We start from the raw sequence: 802 nt of genomic DNA on the forward strand, positions 1-802 counted from the left end.
CGTCAGGAATAATACGGTCGCGAGGAGGCAATTCGAACTGCTCAGGGGAAGCCTTAGGGAGACTTTTAAACTGGTAAAGGTAAAATGCTTCAACTCTTTCACGAGCCCAATCCGTTTTCTTTAAAAACTNAACGCTGGACTCGATACTTGGATTTGTCTTGAAGCAATTNAGATTCAAATATGCGTGCAGGATTTGAAAGCCATAGAAATCAACGATTTCTGTCACAAGCGTCTTTAAACCCAGGCCATGCAAAGGGTTATTCTGGTAGTTAATTTCTTCAGTCATGAGGTGGTTGGGCTCCAAAAAGTAATTCGCAGCATTATACCTTAAAGAAGCAATAGAAGAGTTTGTTTTAAATAACTTTCGAACAAACCACTAAACTAACTCAATCTCTGAGTCGCAGAGATCGACTTCTTCCTCAAGCCCATATTGATTAATAAATTCCTTCACACGCTCAGTCGCATTCTTTCTGCTCATTTTGGGGCACAGGAATAAAGTTGGCTTATCACAGTAACGGTCCAGAAAACGATCAATAAAGCCTTCATCACAATCATCTGACAAAAACAGAATCCATGCAGAAATTCGGTCATAGAACTCATATCGACTTTCAACAAAGGTAGTAGGGTGATTAAAGTGGCGGACATCTACCCGGTATGAACTCAGCTCCTTTCTAATTAAAGCTGAATACATTTTTGAGTCAGAAAATATTCCTAGACTACGCTCACACAGATAGTTTGGCCCAAGATACCGGTCTTCTATACTGAGCTGATTACCCACGATTACTCTCGCGTTATCAGACTG

General features: G+C 40.6%; 2 protein-coding genes. Both read right to left on the bottom strand.

All coding sequences use genetic code 11. The features are described 5' to 3' along the window. Nucleotides 1-286, bottom strand: a 286-nt coding sequence (locus tag A3756_RS25710) for a VF530 family DNA-binding protein (RefSeq protein ID WP_156490782.1), incomplete at its 3' end; no start/stop codon positions are given. 90 nt (nt 287-376) lie between these two features. Next, nucleotides 377-802 (bottom strand): hypothetical protein (locus A3756_RS25715; RefSeq protein WP_231875639.1); only part of this gene is annotated, 426 nt, incomplete at its 5' end.

The sequence above is a fragment of the Oleiphilus sp. HI0086 genome (genome assembly GCF_001635225.1).